The sequence below is a fragment of the Micromonospora trifolii genome, assembly GCF_050516465.1.
Lineage (GTDB): Bacteria > Actinomycetota > Actinomycetes > Mycobacteriales > Micromonosporaceae > Micromonospora > Micromonospora trifolii.
Map to the genome: position 1 here is coordinate 5,657,905 of NZ_CP191526.1, position 12,718 is coordinate 5,670,622.

The 12,718-nt window shown below is 73.2% G+C and carries 13 protein-coding genes; 6 read left to right on the top strand and 7 right to left on the bottom strand.

Annotation, left to right across the window (positions count from 1 at the left end):
* Positions 1 to 205: 205 nt before the first annotated feature.
* Complete coding sequence (locus tag ACQRWP_RS26350) at positions 206 to 898, top strand: hypothetical protein (RefSeq protein WP_430498528.1); 693 nt, start codon at positions 206 to 208, stop codon at positions 896 to 898.
* A gap of 9 nt (positions 899 to 907) precedes the next feature.
* Here the strand turns inward: ACQRWP_RS26350 and ACQRWP_RS26355 are convergent, their stop codons facing one another.
* The 4 genes from ACQRWP_RS26355 to ACQRWP_RS26370 all read right to left on the bottom strand — a co-directional run bounded on the left by ACQRWP_RS26355 (position 908) and on the right by ACQRWP_RS26370 (position 4,704).
* The gene (locus ACQRWP_RS26355; protein WP_430498530.1) at positions 908 to 1,555 is read right to left on the bottom strand and encodes a hypothetical protein; all 648 of its coding nucleotides are present in this window, start codon (positions 1,553 to 1,555) and stop codon (positions 908 to 910) included.
* A gap of 24 nt (positions 1,556 to 1,579) precedes the next feature.
* The gene (locus ACQRWP_RS26360; protein ID WP_410822325.1) at positions 1,580 to 2,629 is read right to left on the bottom strand and encodes a type III polyketide synthase; all 1,050 of its coding nucleotides are present in this window, start codon (positions 2,627 to 2,629) and stop codon (positions 1,580 to 1,582) included.
* Between the two features lie 94 nt (positions 2,630 to 2,723).
* Positions 2,724 to 3,890 (bottom strand): acyl-CoA dehydrogenase family protein, encoded by a 1,167-nt coding sequence (locus tag ACQRWP_RS26365; RefSeq protein WP_430498533.1) that lies wholly within the window; start codon positions 3,888 to 3,890, stop codon positions 2,724 to 2,726.
* A 40-nt stretch (positions 3,891 to 3,930) separates the two neighbouring features.
* Positions 3,931 to 4,704 carry a class I SAM-dependent methyltransferase gene (locus ACQRWP_RS26370; protein ID WP_430498534.1) on the bottom strand — a complete coding sequence of 258 codons (774 nt, stop codon included), beginning with the start codon at positions 4,702 to 4,704 and terminating at the stop codon, positions 3,931 to 3,933.
* Between the two features lie 46 nt (positions 4,705 to 4,750).
* On the opposite strand from ACQRWP_RS26370, the gene ACQRWP_RS26375 reads away from it, so the two are divergent.
* The 4 genes from ACQRWP_RS26375 (at position 4,751) to disA (ending at position 9,369) form a co-directional block, all read left to right on the top strand.
* Positions 4,751 to 5,590 (top strand): UbiA family prenyltransferase, encoded by an 840-nt coding sequence (locus ACQRWP_RS26375; protein ID WP_430498536.1) that lies wholly within the window; start codon positions 4,751 to 4,753, stop codon positions 5,588 to 5,590.
* Positions 5,591 to 5,730: 140 nt separating this feature from the next.
* Positions 5,731 to 6,510, top strand: a complete 780-nt coding sequence (locus ACQRWP_RS26380; RefSeq protein WP_430498538.1) for a hypothetical protein — start codon at positions 5,731 to 5,733, stop codon at positions 6,508 to 6,510.
* A gap of 85 nt (positions 6,511 to 6,595) precedes the next feature.
* Positions 6,596 to 8,053 carry a DNA repair protein RadA gene (gene radA / locus ACQRWP_RS26385; RefSeq protein ID WP_430498540.1) on the top strand — a complete coding sequence of 486 codons (1,458 nt, stop codon included), beginning with the start codon at positions 6,596 to 6,598 and terminating at the stop codon, positions 8,051 to 8,053.
* A gap of 131 nt (positions 8,054 to 8,184) precedes the next feature.
* Entirely contained in the window at positions 8,185 to 9,369 is a 1,185-nt protein-coding gene (gene disA, locus ACQRWP_RS26390; protein WP_238676544.1) for a DNA integrity scanning diadenylate cyclase DisA, read from the top strand.
* 6 nt (positions 9,370 to 9,375) lie between these two features.
* On the opposite strand, the gene ACQRWP_RS26395 is transcribed toward disA, so the two are convergent.
* The 3 genes from ACQRWP_RS26395 to ACQRWP_RS26405 all read right to left on the bottom strand — a co-directional run bounded on the left by ACQRWP_RS26395 (position 9,376) and on the right by ACQRWP_RS26405 (position 11,280).
* The gene (locus ACQRWP_RS26395; RefSeq protein WP_430498542.1) at positions 9,376 to 10,092 is read right to left on the bottom strand and encodes a hypothetical protein; all 717 of its coding nucleotides are present in this window, start codon (positions 10,090 to 10,092) and stop codon (positions 9,376 to 9,378) included.
* Positions 10,093 to 10,198: 106 nt separating this feature from the next.
* The gene (locus ACQRWP_RS26400; RefSeq protein ID WP_430498544.1) at positions 10,199 to 10,771 is read right to left on the bottom strand and encodes a peptide deformylase; all 573 of its coding nucleotides are present in this window, start codon (positions 10,769 to 10,771) and stop codon (positions 10,199 to 10,201) included.
* Positions 10,768 to 11,280, bottom strand: a complete 513-nt coding sequence (locus ACQRWP_RS26405) for a glycine cleavage system protein R (RefSeq protein ID WP_430498546.1) — start codon at positions 11,278 to 11,280, stop codon at positions 10,768 to 10,770. Before ACQRWP_RS26405 ends, ACQRWP_RS26400 begins: the two co-directional genes overlap by 4 nt.
* Before the next feature lie 96 nt (positions 11,281 to 11,376).
* On the opposite strand from ACQRWP_RS26405, the gene ACQRWP_RS26410 reads away from it, so the two are divergent.
* Complete coding sequence (locus tag ACQRWP_RS26410; RefSeq protein ID WP_430498548.1) at positions 11,377 to 12,288, top strand: A/G-specific adenine glycosylase; 912 nt, start codon at positions 11,377 to 11,379, stop codon at positions 12,286 to 12,288.
* Positions 12,289 to 12,718: the final 430 nt, after the last annotated feature.

Consider the following 12,718-nt stretch of genomic DNA (forward strand, 5'->3'; position numbering starts at 1 on the left):
GTCAAACCAATGGTTCGAACACGCTCCGTAACGCACAAATGACTGCCCGGTACGGGTGAACAGAACGTCGAGATCAAGGGCTATGCGCTCCTCCCATGGTAGCCCGGCCAGCAGGACCGCGCCCAGATGTAGCGGGAGGAGCCCCTGGTGCGCGACCCTGGAGACCGAGCCGCACTCAGCTCTCGAGACGCTTCCAGGAGGTCCGATGGGCAAGCCGGACGCAGAGGGTCACGGGCCAGCCGACGGCCTGCCCGGCCTTCCGCCCGAATGGGGCCGCGTGGTGGTCCCCGACGACGCCTCCGCGCTGGCCGCCGAGGCCGCCCAGATCCGTCGTGAGCTGCGCCGGGCCAGCGGACTCCCGGGCGGTCACCGGGCTCTGGGCCTGCCGCTGCTGGTCCTGCTGGTAGCGGTCCTCACCACGCTGGCCGGCCTGCTGGTGGTCACCTGGCCGCGAGCCAACCGCGGCACCGACCGGCCGACCCCGGCCCCCTACGCGCCACCAGCGACTCTCGTCGGTCGGGCGCTGCCCGCACTGGACCTGGTCGACGCGGACGACGCGACAGTGCCACTGCGCGGCCTGCTACCCGCCATGATCATTCTGTTGGACGGCTGCCCCTGCCCGGACCGGGTCACCGACGCCCTGGCGGCCGCCCCCGCCGGCGTCTCAGTGGTCACCGTCACCGGGGGGCGGACGGCCCCGGTCGGGCCCACCATCGGGCGGCAGGCTCGCGCCCTGGCCGACCCCGCCGGAGGGCTGCGCTCGTTCCTCAGTCAACCGGCCCGCCCCGGCGCCGCGACCGCCCTGCTGGTCGACCGGGCCGGCATCGTGACCCGGGTGCTGCCCGAGCTGGGCACCAGTGACTCCTACCGGGGCGACCTGAGCGCCCTGGCCGCCTGACCGGCGCGCCTACCGGGGCAGCGCGACGAGCTGCGCCTGGATGTCGATGGGCCGGTCGACGGCCGACAGGGACACCCGGAACGGCCCGCTACCGGGCAGCACCTCGGCATTGGCGACCGTGCCGTCGCAGTCGATGCGCGGCCGGCCGACGATCTCGGCCCCGGTGCTCGTCACCGCCATCGTGCCGGGGCGGGTGCACCGGTACTGGAGCAGGTAGCGGGCGCCGTCGTCGCCGGCCTGCCGGGTCAGCCCCTGACCGGGAGCGAGCTCCCGCTCCTCCCGCCAGATCGTCTCCTGAAAAACGGGCAGGTCACCAGAGGGAAAGAGCACCGCGGGATCGCCCTCGATGTCGGTGATCGAGCCCGTCGCCGGGTCGATCACCACCCGCGAGCCGCTGCGCACCCGCAGGACCTCGCCGGTGTTGGGGTCCATCCGCACCGTCAACCGCTCATCGGGCTGCTCAGCCGCGAGGAGACGTTCCATTGGAGTGCTGACGCTCGGCCCGACCGATGGCACCGCCGCCGCCGAAGGGACAGCCGCCCCGGCCGTCGACGCGGGCGCGGCGGCACGCCACCACCAGCCACCGACGGCCAGGACGGCCACCGCAGCACCAAACAGGACCACCGAACGCAGTCGGTCGTCCGAGGTCGCATCCACCCCGTGAGCGTACCGGCCGGAGGTTCAGTCCTGTCGATCGAGCAGGGCGGCGTACAGGGTGAGGCCGGGGCCGAAGGCCAGCATGACGATGCGCCGAGCCGCCGGTGTCGCCCTACCCAACCGGTCCAGGATCAGCAGCACGGTCGGCGACGAGCAGTTGCCGTGCTCGTCCAGCGTCGCCCGCGACGCCGCCAGCCCCAGCGGGGGCAACGCCAGCTCCCGCTCGACCACGTTGAGGATCCGCGGCCCGCCCGGGTGCACCGCCCAACCGTCCACCTCGGAGCTGGCGACACCGTGCCGGGCCAACAGATCGTCGACCAGCCCTCGGACGTGCCTCGACAGCACCTGCGGCACCTTCGGCGACAGCCCCATCCGGAACCCCGCGTCGGTGACGTCCCAGGTCATGTGGTCGGCGGTCGAGGTGTCGGTGACGGCGGTGACCTCGCGCACCGCGTACCCCGAGCCGCCCGGCACGATTACGGCGGCGACCGCAGCGTCCGAGAAGAGCGCGTGGGAGACGATCTGCTGGGTGTCCACCCGGGCGCTGGACGGCTGGATGTGCAGGCTGGTCAGCTCCGCGCAGAGCAGTAGCGCCGGCCGCCCCCGGGCGGTGACGAAGTCACTCGCCGCGCCGAGCCCGGGCAAGGCCGCGTAACAGCCCATGTGGCCGATGAACATCCGCTGGGTGTCCGCGGCCATGCCCAGGTCCCGGGCGAGCAGGATGTCCAGCCCGGGGGTGGCGTACCCCGTGCAGGAGCAGACGACGAAAAGCCCGATGTCGCCAGCGCTCAGCCCGGCCGCGGTCAACGCCCGACCCACCGCCTCCTTACCCAGCGGCAGCGCCTCCACCTGGTAGCGGCGCATCCGGCGTTCGGTCGGCCAGTCCGAGACGTCCTCCAGCAGCGGGTTGACCGCGGCCTGCCGCCGGGTCACCCCCGAGTTGGCGAAGATTCGCTGGGCCAACGACCGGGTGGTGCCGGAGAAGTGTCGGGAGAAGAAGCCCTCCCACAACTCGTCCTGCGAAGCGGACGGCGGCTGCGCTGTCCCGAGCCCCGCGATCACTGGTACGGACACGATCCCCACCTCTCGTCAGATGCTGTCCTCCCCCTGGCCGTCCCACCAGCCACCTCGGCTGGTCGTTCTCCCGTGCGAGCCCGGTGCGGCGGGCTCACCAACGCGGTGCCGATCCGTCACGATCCGGGTCGCCGCCCAGCGCGGCGATCCCGAGCCAGTCGGCGCAGACATCCGACGTGGCTGGATGCAGTGAGCCGCAGCGGGCGTCGCGGTAGAGCCGCTCCAACGGATGACCACGGCGGGTCGCCGAGGTGCCCGCCGCCTCCAGCACCGACGCCGCCACCTCGGCGGCCGTGGTGCCGGCGAGCAGCTTCGCCCGCCACACCCAGCGGTTGGTCTCCTCGTCGCCGGGCGCCTCGTCCACCCGGCGGGCCGCCTCGGCCACCACCAGCTGCGCGGCGGCCGTCGCCGCGTCCGCCCGACCCAGCCGGGCCCGCACCGCCGGCAGACCGGCCAGGTTGCGGGCGTTGAGGTGCTCGGCCGCCGCGTCGATCGCCGCGCGAGCCACCCCCACGTAGACGGCCGCGTAGCTGGCCACCAGCCAGTGCGGCATCAGCTGGGCCACCACCAGCGCCAGCCCCTCCACCCCACCGAGCAGCCGGTCGGCGGGCACTGTGACGTCCAGGTGCAGGTCGTGGGAGGAGGTGGCGCGCATGCCGAGCGAGTCCCAGGTCGGCTCCACTGTCAACCCGTCGCCGGCCGGCACCAGGAACTGTGAGACCACCGACTGGTCGGCCGCGCTGCGCGCCGCCACCAGATAGCCGTCCGCGTGCCCGGCGCCGGAGCAGAAGGTCTTGCTGCCCTTCAGATGCCAGCCCCCGTCGGTCGGCTCGTACGCCGTGGTCAGCTGGGACAGCCGCGCGCCCGCACCACGCTCGCTCATCGCTACCGCGTACCAGGAGCCCTGCGCCGCCGCGCTGAGCAGCCGGTCGCGGGCGACCAGCGCCTCGTCGGGTACGCCCAGCGCCTCGGCCAGCTCCTCGGTGACCGCGCCCAGCGCGCCGGTCACCGAGGCGTGCATGTTGAACACCAGGGCGGTCGCACCGTTGCCCCGGGCAAGCTCAGTGGCCACCGCGGCGTACTCGGCGAAGGTGGCGCCCAGACCGCCGAGCGCCCGGGGCACCATCAGCCCGAACAGGCCGGCCTCGCGCAGGTCGGCGAAGTCGTCCACGGGGAAGGAACCATCCCGGTCGTGCTCGGCCGCCCGCGCGGCGAACCGCGGCGCCAACCGGCGTGCTGCCTCAAGCGCGTGCACCGTCATCTCGTTCCTCCTCGGCGTTCCATACCCCGCCACGGCCGGACTATCCTTTGCGGACCCCCCGGCCCTGATAGAGCACGGCGGTGGAGCGGGTCGGCACGATGCGCGGCGCACGACCGGCGGGCACCGCACCGGCAGTTCGGCTCGCGCGAGCGCGGCGCAGCAGCCAGGCGAGCATGCCGCCAACCTGCGGACGGATGCCCCGCAGACTCAGGTCGACACCGTGTCGGGCGCACTCGGCCACCAGCGCCCGCGCGTCCACGAACAACCGTGGATCGTGGATGCCACGGGGCACCGTCGGCAGCCGCTCGGCGATCCGGACCGCGACGAGCCGGGCCACCGCCGTGTCGTTGAGGGTGTCCAGCACCAGCACGCCACCGGGCCGCAGCAGCCGACACGCCTCGGCCACCGCGCGCGGCCAGGCCGGCACGTGCTCCAGCAGCTCACCCGCCGAGACGACGTCGGCGCAGCCGTCGGGCAGCGGGACCGCTGTGGCATCACCCTGGACCACCCGCACCCCGTGCTCGGCCGCCTGGACCAGCGCCGAGCGGGTCAGATCCACCCCGACGTGGCGGTAGCCCTTGCCGGCCAGGTGTGGCGCGAGCAGGCCGGCGCCGCAACCCAGATCGACGAGCAACGCGTCCGGACGGGTGGCCGGCGGCACCAGCGCGGCACGGGCCTCGGCCAGCCAGTGCAGCATCGCGAACGCGCCATCGGGCCGCCACCACTCACCGGCCAGATCGTCGTACTGACGCGGATCGTTTCGCGGCAGCACCCTCGGACCGGTGGACGCCCCGGCCGCAGCCACGTCTCGCATGGAACCGAGCGTGGCACGACTGCTCGGTAACGACCAGACTTCCCTTATGTCGTCGAGGGTGTTAGGGCTGGTCAGAGCGAGCCATCCGGAACCGGCCGCGGCGGTGACCACGGTGGCCGGTCTGCTGGCCTGGGGAGTGGGCCACCGGCCGGCCGGAATCGTCTCGGTGGTGCTCGCCGTGCTGGCCAGCCAGCTCGCCGTCGGCTGGACCAACGACGCGCTGGACGCCGAGCGGGACGCCACTGTGGGGCGTACCGACAAACCGGTCGCCAGTGGCGCGGTCGGTCGACGCGTCACGGCCTGGGCCGCCGCGGCGGCCGCGGTGGCCTGCCCGCTGCTGGCGCTGACCACCAACCCGGTGGCGGCGTTCTGGCTGACGCTCGCCCTCGTCTCCGCCCTGCTCTACGACTGGCCGCTCAAGGCCACCGCGTTCTCGGTGCTGCCCTACGCCGTGTCGTTCGGCGCGCTGCCCGCCTTCGTGGTGCTGGCGCTGCCCGGTCAGCCGGCCCCGCCGGTCTGGCTGGTCACGGCGGCGGCCTGCCTGGGCGCCGGCGCCCACTTCGCCAACGTGCTGCCCGACCTGGCCGACGACGCCCGCACCGGCGTGCGCGGCCTGCCCCACCGGCTGGGCGCCGCCGGCAGCCGGGTGGCCGCGGCGGGTCTCCTCCTCGCGGCGACCGCGACCCTGGTCCTCGGACCACCCGGGCCGCCGTCGGCGGTCGGCTGGGCGGCGGTCGGCACGGCCGCCGTGGTGCCGCCGCTGAGCTGGTACGCCGGGCGCTCGGCGATCCGGGCCGGCCGGCGGCCGGTGGCGGCCTTCCGGGCGGTGATGCTGGTGGCCCTCATCGACGTGGTTCTGCTGGTGGCGAGCGGTCGGGTGGTGTGAGCGCCACCCGGGCAGGTGGCATTGCCGGGTCCGCGTGCGGGCCTCGATCAGTCCCAACTACCCTGGAGCGCGGTCTGCGCGGGTATGGCCACCGTGCCCGGCGTACGGCCCGGGTGGGGATTGTGACGAGGAGGACCGACGTGACGCGCTCGATCAGGGGATCCCGGCGGGCGGCCCTGTTGCTGTCCGGGATTGCGGCGGCCAGCCTGCTGGCTTCGGGATGCGGCACCGGTCAGATCGCCGAGACCGCGTTGAAGGAGCCGTCGGTCCAGGGCGTCAGCCTCACGACCAGCAACGGTTCCTTCTCGGTGCGAGGCCTGCTCGTGGACTTTCCGGGCACCGAGGGTTACAAGGCCGGCCAGGACGCCGGGCTCGGCGCGGTGATCTACAACGACTCGAAGGAGACGGTGACGGTCACCGTCACCACGGAGAGCGCCCGCGAGGTGGTGATCAGCGGCGGCTCAGCGAGCCCGTCGCCGTCCGCCTCGGAGTCCGCCTCCATGAGCCCGTCGCCGTCCGGTTCGGCCAGCCCGTCGAACTCGACGTCCGGTTCGCCGACCCCGTCGGTGACGCCCTCCGAGACCGGGTCGTCCTCGGCCACCCCGTCCGCCCCGGAGTCGGCGCGGGCGTCCGGTTCGGCCAGCCCCTCCGCCCCGGGTCAGCCGGCCCGGATCGAGCTGGCACCGCTGAGCTACATCCAGTTCAACTCCGAGGCCACCACCCAGCTCCGGCTGATCGGCCTGACCGAGGCGCTGCGCTCCGGCCAGAACGTCGTCGTGACCTTCGACTTCGGCAATGGCAACACGGTCACCGGGCAGGCGCCGATCGCGGTGCCGCTCACCCCGGCGGCACCCCCGTCGCCGATCATCGAGCGCGAGGGCGGCTACGAGGGCAACGAGGGCGGCACGACCCACGAGTGACCCGACCCGCACATCGACAGACGCCCCGGCGTGGTGACCACCACGCCGGGGTGTTTTCGTCGTACGCGAGGGCTAGCGTCCTGATGTGACCACCTCCCGATCGACTCCTCCGCGTGGCGGCACGGCCGGTGCCGCCCGTGGTCGGTCCGCCGCCCGCGAGCCGCGTCCGGCCTACCAGTGCGACGCCTGCGGGCACCAGCCGCCCAAGTGGGTGGGGCGCTGCCCGGAGTGCGGCGAGTGGGGGGCCGTGGTCGAGCACACGGTGACCGGCCCGACCGTCTCCGGTCGGGTGGTCAGCTCCCGGATGCCGTCCGAGCCGGCCCGACCGATCGCCACCATCAGCGCCGCCCCGGCCCGCGCCGTGCCCACCGGAGTGAGCGAGCTCGACCGGGTGCTCGGCGGCGGCCTGGTCCCCGGTGCCGTGGTGTTGCTCGCCGGCGAGCCCGGCGTGGGCAAGTCGACCCTCCTGCTGGATGTGGCGCAGCAGTGGGCACTCGGCGCCGGCAGCCCCTCGCTCGTGGTCAGTGGCGAAGAATCGGTCAGTCAGGTGCGCCTGCGCGCCGAGCGGATGGGCACCCTGCACGAGCAGCTCTACCTCGCTGCGGAGAGCGACCTGGCCTCGGTGCTCGGTCACCTCGACGCGGTCAAGCCGGGCCTGCTGGTGCTCGACTCGGTGCAGACCATCTCGACCACCGGCACCGAGGGGGTGCCCGGTGGGGTGACCCAGGTCCGCGCGGTCACCTCCGCGCTGGTCTCGGTCGCCAAGGAACGGGGCATCGCCACCGTGCTGGTCGGGCACGTCACCAAGGACGGCCAGGTGGCCGGGCCTCGGGTGCTGGAGCACCTGGTCGATGTGGTGCTGCACTTCGAGGGCGACAAGCACTCGTCGCTGCGCCTGGTGCGCGGCGTGAAGAACAGGTTCGGCGCGGCCGACGAGGTCGGCTGCTTCGAGATGCACGAGGGCGGCATCAGCAGCCTGGCCGACCCGTCCGGGCTGTTCCTGACCCGCTACGCGGAGCCGGTCCCGGGCACCTGCGTGACGGTGGCCATGGAGGGGCGACGGGCCCTGGTCACCGAGGTGCAGGCGCTGATCGGCGCGACCGTGGCGGGCTCTCCCCGACGCACCGTCTCCGGGCTCGACTCGGCGCGACTGGCGATGGTGCTCGCGGTGCTGCAACGGCGCACGGAGCGGCTGACCCTGCACGACCGGGAGGTCTTCGCCGCCACCGTGGGCGGGATCCGGGTGGTGGAGCCGGCCGCCGACCTGGCGGTGGCGCTGGCGGTCGCCTCCGGCGGGCTCAACCTGGCGATCGCGCCGCACCTGGTGGCGATCGGCGAGGTGGGGCTCACCGGTGAGGTGCGCCGGGTCGGGGCGGTGCCGCGCCGGCTGGCCGAGGCCGCCCGGCTGGGGTTCAAGGTGGCCCTGGTGCCGCCCGGCTGCGGCCCGGCCAGCACCGGCGCCGGTCCCGGGCAGATGCAGGTGACCGAGGTCACCGACGTCCGTTCGGCACTGCACCATGCGGCCCGCGCGTCCGCCGAGTGACCCACCGTGCCGACGAGGGCGGCGAAACCGGACAGCACGTCGCAAGCGGGAAACGCTGGAAAGGGCGGCATCGTGACACATCACAGTAACCACGACAGCACCCACCGCACGGCAGTCCGTAGACTGTGCCCGTGCCGATCGACCGCGATACCACCAAGCCAGCCGGCGCGCCGCCCCAGGCCCGCACCGGCGCCGTGGGCTCGCCCGCCCGCCCGATCAGCGTGAGCGTGACTGCGGGAGCCGCCGGGAGCGCCGGAGATCCGCTACGGGCCAATCTCGCCCTGATGGCCCCGGGCACCGCCCTGCGCGACGGTCTGGAGCGCATCCTGCGGGGTCGCACAGGCGCGCTCATCGTGCTCGGCTACGACAAGGTGGTCGAGGGCCTCTGCACCGGCGGCTTCCCGCTGGACGTGGAGTTCTCCGCGACGCGCGTGCGTGAGCTGTGCAAGATGGACGGCGCTGTCGTGCTCTCCAGCGACGGCACCAGGATCGTCCGGGCGGCCGTGCACCTGATGCCCGACCCGTCCATTCCGACGGAAGAGTCCGGCACCCGGCACCGCACCGCCGAGCGGGTGGCCCGCCAGACCGGCTATCCGGTCATTTCGGTCAGTCAGTCCATGCGGATCATCAGCCTCTACGTCAACGGCCAACGGCACGTGCTGGACGACTCGGCGGCCATCCTCTCCCGCGCCAACCAGGCGCTCGCCACCCTGGAGCGCTACAAGCTCCGGCTGGACGAGGTCTCCGGCACGCTCTCCGCCCTGGAGATCGAGGATCTGGTCACCGTCCGAGACGCGGTGGCCGTGGTGCAGCGGCTGGAGATGGTTCGCCGGATCGCCGACGAGATCGCCGGTTACGTGGTGGAGCTGGGCACCGACGGCCGCCTGCTCGCCCTGCAACTCGACGAGCTGATGGCCGGCGTGGACGCCGACCGCACGCTGGTCATCCGGGACTACCTCCCCGTCGGCCGCAAGTCGCGCACCCTGGACGAGGCTCTCGTCGAGCTGGACCTGCTCGGTGCCACCGAGCTGATCGACCTGGTGGCGGTGGCGAAGGCGATCGGCTACCCGGCCGCGTCCGACGCGCTCGACGCCGCGGTCAGCCCGCGCGGCTTCCGACTGCTGGCCAAGGTGCCCCGGCTACCGGTGGCGGTGGTCGATCGCCTGGTGCTGCACTTCGGCAGCCTCCAGCGTCTGCTCGGCGCGACAGTGGAAGACCTGCAAGCCGTCGAAGGGGTCGGCGACGCCCGGGCCCGCGGCGTCCGTGAGGGGCTGTCCCGGCTCGCCGAGGCATCCATCCTGGAACGCTACGTCTGACCCGGCTCAGCCGGTGACGGTGAGCTTCACCGGTTCGCTGAGCTTAGTGCCGACCCGAGCGAACACCTGGTACGACCCGACCGGCGGGAACGGCCCGGCGGCCAGCGCGCCGTCACAGCGGCTGGTGTCCCGCCCGTTCCACGGCACCTGGTAGGAGCGCTCGAAGTTCGGCGTGAAGGACTGCACGTCCGAGCCCACGACCTTGCCGCAGGTGTCCGACGACCAGACCTTCTCGGCGCCGGACTTGATGAAGATCTCCTGAAGGTCGGCGCCGACGTTGCGACTGCACGTACGGTCCGACGTGTTCTTGATCCTCAGTTGGAGCTCGACCACAGCACCCCGTTGCACCGAGGTCGGGCTCGCCGACGAGACCACGCTGATCTCCCCATCGGTGCAGGTGCCGTCGTCCTCCGAACCAGCCGCCGCGCCCAGCGGTGGCGTGTTGCTGGTGATCGCCGGGCTCGGATTCGTCGGACCCGAATCAGCGGAGGCGGACGACGACGGACCGCCGGTCTGCGGTGTCAGCACCGGCCCAACGGGACCAGGCGTCGCAGCGGACGTCGCCGACGGCGAACCTCCCGCCTTCGGCTCCTGACCGCCGGAACGACCCGAACCGGTACAGGAGTAGAGCAGGACAATCAGGAACAGAAACCCCGCTCCGAGTACGACGGCGCGACGCCGCCAGTACACGGCGGGTGGCAGGGGGCCGACCGTCAGACGCATGATGCCCTCCACCGTAGCCGCGCCGCACCCGGCAGTGCCGCGCGACGCGCCGGAGCCACTCCGAGGCGCCCGCACCACCCTCCACAGGGGACGGTCCGGCACCCGATCACAGGTAGACCTTGCGCTGATAGACCGCGTGCGCACCGGCCACCCGGTCCAGGAAGAGTAGCCCCGCGCAGTGGTCGATCTCGTGCTGCAACGCCCGAGCCTCGAAGCCGTCGGTCACCAGCCGGATCGGCTCGCCGCTGCCCGGCAGATCACCCTCCACCACCAGCCGGCTGGCCCGCTTCACGTCCCCGGTCAGGTCCGGCACCGACATGCAGCCCTCCCGGCCCGGCTTCCACCGCGTCGCCTCGACCACGCGCGCATTGCACAACACGAAGGTGCCGTGCACCGTCACCGCCTTGGGGTGCCCGGTCACGTCGACGGCGAAGACCCGAGCGCCCACCCCGACCTGCGGCGCGGCCAGCCCGACGCAGCCCGGCGAGACCTTCATCGTGGCTATCAGGTCGGCCGCGAGTTGGACCGTCTCCTTTGCCGTGGGGTCGACCTCGTCCGCGGCCCGACTCAAAACCGGATGCGGGGCGGACACCACCGCCCGCACCTCGCCCGGCACGTCCAGCGACTCCGGTGTCCAGTCCCCCAGGCCGACGTCCGGCCCGCGCTCCTCGCCGGTCACAACAGATCCGGGTCCGCCGGCCGGAGGGTGACTTCCACGCCCAGCTCGGCAGCCGTCCGGTGCAGCCGGTCGATCAGATTGTCCGCCACACCGGCCGGCAACTCGACCTCCGCCAGGACCACGTACAGCGCGCCGGTCAACCGGGTACTCAGGTCGGTGACATTCCCCCCGGCATCCACCAGCACCCGCGTCATCGCCGCGACGATCCCCATCCGGTCCGAACCGTGCACCGCCATCACGTACGGCTCACCCGCCGAAGGAACATCGCCGTCCGGGGTGACCGCGCGTACCGTCGCCAGCAGCTGACCCTCGGCGGCCAGCGACGCCAGTGCGGCCTCGACCTCGGCGGCGGCCGGACCGGTGCAGATGAGGGTCATCGCAAAATGCCCCCGCAGCCGCGTCATCGTGCTGTCGGTGAGGTTCGCGCCCAGTCGGGCCAGCACCTCCGCGACGTCGGCCACGATGCCCGGCCGGTCCCGACCGATGACGGTGATCGCGAGCTCGTTCATCCGCGCATTCTCCCCCGTCCGCCGAACGACGACGTGGCACCCCGCCCCAGCCGCCCACTCAACGGGAACGCCGGGCGTGACATCATCGACGACGCCATGACTCAACCCGACTTCGCCACCCTGGTCAGCCGGTGGTTCGAGCAGCACGCCCGTGACCTGCCGTGGCGCGAGCCCGGGGTCACCCCGTGGGCCATCCTGGTCAGCGAGGTCATGCTCCAGCAGACACCCGTGGTCCGGGTGGTGCCGGCCTGGCAGGCATGGCTGGCCCGCTGGCCCGAGCCGGCCGCGTTGGCGGCGGACACCCCAGCCGAGGCGATCCGGATGTGGGGGCGCCTCGGCTACCCCCGTCGGGCGGTCCGGCTGCGCGAATGCGCCGTCGCGATCGTCGACCGGCACGGCGGCCAGGTGCCGGACCGGCTGGAGCAACTGCTCGCACTGCCCGGCGTCGGCACCTACACCGCGCGGGCCGTGGCCACCTTCGCGTACGGGCAGCGGCACCCGGTCGTCGACACCAACGTACGGCGGGTCGTGTGCCGGGCGGTGGCCGGCGAACCGGACGCCGGGCCCGTCACCCGACCAGCCGACCTCGTCGCCACCGAGGAGCTGCTCCCGACGGAACCGGCCGCAGCGGCGCTGGCCAGCGCCGCGTTCATGGAACTGGGCGCGGTGATCTGCACAGCCCGGTCACCGCGCTGCACCGCCTGCCCCGTCGAGTCGGTCTGCGCCTGGCGGGCGTCCGGCCAGGAGGCGCCCGCCGGGCCAACCCGCCGACCCCAGCGGTACGCGGGCACCGACCGACAGGTCCGCGGTCTGCTGCTCGGAGTGCTCCGGGACAGCACCGGGCCGGTCCCGCACCAGCGGCTGGACCAGGTCTGGACCGACGACGTGCAACGCGCCCGCGCCCTCGCCGGCCTGGTGCAGGACGGGCTGGTCGAACCCGCCGGCACCGACTCCTTCCGCCTGGTCGGTGACGGCCCGTCCCTCCCCACCGCCGACCTCACCACCTGACCCGCCCCCAACCTGCCCAACCTGCCCATCCTGCGCGCTGGCCCCATCGGCCGGCATCCGCACGCCCGCAGGCCACACACGCGCACGTCCGCAGCCACACGCCCGCAGGCCGCACCTCCTCGGGCGCTCCCCGCACGCCGGCCGCACGCCGGCCGCACGCCGGCCGCACGGCGGACGCCCGAACGCGGCGCGCGAAGGCCGGTGATCGGCGCATTCCCCCAAGATCGTGCTCGATCCTGGATGTAGTGGTGTCGGACGCGCCGGATGCCACCACATCCAGGATGTTGCGCGATCTTGCGGCCGAGGCCTCCACGGGGAGCGACGCCGCCGGCGAGCTCACCACCCTGCCCCACCATTGCGCCCCACAACATCAGGGAAAGTGCTGCCTCCGGACGCCGCGAGGCGGCACTTTCCCTGATGTTGCGCGGAT

Bases quoted from the DNA above. Each gene is read 5' to 3' on its own strand.
- ACQRWP_RS26350 (WP_430498528.1), top strand. From the start codon at position 206: ATGGGCAAGCCGGACGCAGAGGGTCACGGGCCAGCCGACGGCCTGCCC.
- ACQRWP_RS26365 (WP_430498533.1), bottom strand. From the start codon at position 3,890: ATGACGGTGCACGCGCTTGAGGCAGCACGCCGGTTGGCGCCGCGGTTC.
- ACQRWP_RS26370 (WP_430498534.1), bottom strand. From the start codon at position 4,704: ATGCGAGACGTGGCTGCGGCCGGGGCGTCCACCGGTCCGAGGGTGCTG.
- ACQRWP_RS26375 (WP_430498536.1), top strand. From the start codon at position 4,751: ATGTCGTCGAGGGTGTTAGGGCTGGTCAGAGCGAGCCATCCGGAACCG.
- ACQRWP_RS26395 (WP_430498542.1), bottom strand. From the start codon at position 10,092: ATGCGTCTGACGGTCGGCCCCCTGCCACCCGCCGTGTACTGGCGGCGT.
- ACQRWP_RS26405 (WP_430498546.1), bottom strand. From the start codon at position 11,280: ATGAACGAGCTCGCGATCACCGTCATCGGTCGGGACCGGCCGGGCATC.
- ACQRWP_RS26410 (WP_430498548.1), top strand. From the start codon at position 11,377: ATGACTCAACCCGACTTCGCCACCCTGGTCAGCCGGTGGTTCGAGCAG.